General features: G+C 44.6%; 2 protein-coding genes. One reads left to right on the top strand and one right to left on the bottom strand.

Going from position 1 to position 2,082, the window contains the following annotated elements:
- Positions 1–1,052: TonB-dependent receptor plug domain-containing protein (locus tag QTO00_RS18775; RefSeq protein WP_331426120.1), on the bottom strand; the 1,052-nt coding region annotated here is incomplete at its 3' end.
- A gap of 116 nt (positions 1,053–1,168) precedes the next feature.
- On the opposite strand from QTO00_RS18775, the gene QTO00_RS18770 reads away from it, so the two are divergent.
- Positions 1,169–2,082 (top strand): AraC family transcriptional regulator (locus QTO00_RS18770; protein ID WP_331426119.1); only part of this gene is annotated, 914 nt, incomplete at its 3' end.

Raw genomic sequence — 2,082 nt, 5'->3', positions numbered from 1 at the left:
CCGTACGCTAGCTCGTTATCTAACAAACCAATAGCGAGGTCAGAATAGAAGAAAGCGTTGGCACCAGAATTCGTGTTAGTACCCGTGATAACACCTGCACGAGCAAGGAAGGGCCCACCTGCTGCAACTAACGTAGACTCGTCACGCTTAAGTTCAGTTTCCGAAACAAAGACAACGACTTTACCTCGGTGCAGTTCACTATCCAGTTCGTAAGATCCCGTAATCGTTGTACGTTCATAGGTCGTTGGCGTAAGCAATCCTTTAGTAAAGAAGTCATTTGCCGAACCATTCATGTCTGGTCGAGGGCTGTAATCCCCCTTATCGCGATAGGTATCAAAACTCAATTCGAAACGATGTATATCGTTAAATCCATAGCCTACTTTCGCCAGTACGTTATATGTATCCCCAGCAACACCCACGACCTCTTTGCCATTTCCGTCTTCGAAATTATCGCGATCGACCCTGTTACCATAGATAAGTGCGTCTACATTGTCCGACAACATACCATAAACGGTCATTGACCCCTGTTGGCTGTCATTCGAAGCGAAGCCTCCATATACGCGAGCACTAAATGTTTCACCAACGCGCAATAGGTCTTGGGCATCTTTGGTTTCAAATAACACTGAGCCACCCAAGCCACTTTGCAGTACTGAGTTATTACCTACCTGTACGTCAGCAGATTTCAAAATGTCTGGGTTAAGCGTTAAGTTACCGACATGGTGAAACATGTTGGCATGCTGAGAGGCTCCGTCTAAACGAATATCCAAGTCCGTTTCGCGTAAGCTTCGAATGTTGATACTTTGGTTAACAGAGTGAGTTCCCCCCACATCAACACCTGGAATGTCACGCAATAAGTCTGACATGTGGTCGGCTTGTTTAATCGCCATATCATCAGCAACCAATGACTCAGAGCTGCTCGATACTTTAGTACCCCATACCACAACGTTCTCGAATTCTGTTACCTCCTGTGCGAATACAGATTGACTCATCGCTGCACATACTGCGATCGCTAATATAGAAGGTGTTTGGGGGCGATATGTGACCCTTTTCATGCGGTCATCCCTAAATGTAAATGATAATAATTCGCACGTATGATATGTTTGTTTGCTACCAACTAAAAGATGAATAGGTTATGCAAAAGCGCATAATGCTTATGAGGAACTATCACATGTCATCGGAACGCACCGATACACTAAGATTACGCAAGGTCGCTGTTACTAAAAAAGTCGAAGATTCAGAAAAGCAGATGATTGTCGGTGAGACCAAGCACGGCCAAGCACCTCTGGTTGAGGGAGAATTTTTGTCCCACAACGTCGCCAAAGACATCAATATTCATGGCTGCCGAAGTCGAGAATTACATAGTTCAAATGTTGTTTCGACGGCTCCCTCATCGGTGACTATGACCATTCTTCTCGAAGGTGAACTCAATTATAGTTATGACGATTTGGAATTTAACCTCAACGCATCATCGGGTGGCAAAGTGACTTTAGTCAACCTCAATCAACCGAGTAACTTTCGTCGCGCCATCACCGAAGGCAACCAAGTGACTAAGCTCAATGTGCTGATCAATCATGATTGGGTCAAACTACGTACCAATGGGCATTGCAAAATCAGTCAGTTCATCGCTAATCATAAGAACTTTTTACGCTTCGATTGCACCCCAGCGTTAAAAAGTCTGGTGTTACGTGCCATCAAGCTTTACCAAGCCAATACTTTCTTAGAGAAAATCACCTTGGATTCGATTGCATTTCAAATGTTAGAGATTGCGTTTAATAGATTGCAAGAGGATGGATTCCAAACTAAAGCATCGAGGAGCGACTACAACACTAGCTCATCGGTAGAGGATATTATCTGCTTCATCGAGTCCAATTTAAGTACGTCACTCGCGGTCAACACCATTGCCGATCATTTCGCGATGAGCCGTTCTAACCTTCAACGTCGATTTAAGCAGTCACTGGGCATCACTGTAAATGGGTTTATCAGAAGAAGGAGACTCGATGTCGCTAGGCAGCATCTAGAGCGAGGATTAGTGTCAATAACCGAAGCGGCGTACGAAGCTGGCTATAATCATCCGGCAAATTT

Origin of the sequence: Vibrio sp. M260118, assembly GCF_036533755.1 — a bacterium.
Lineage (GTDB): Bacteria > Pseudomonadota > Gammaproteobacteria > Enterobacterales > Vibrionaceae > Vibrio.
This window is presented reverse-complemented; position numbering and strand designations above follow the sequence as displayed.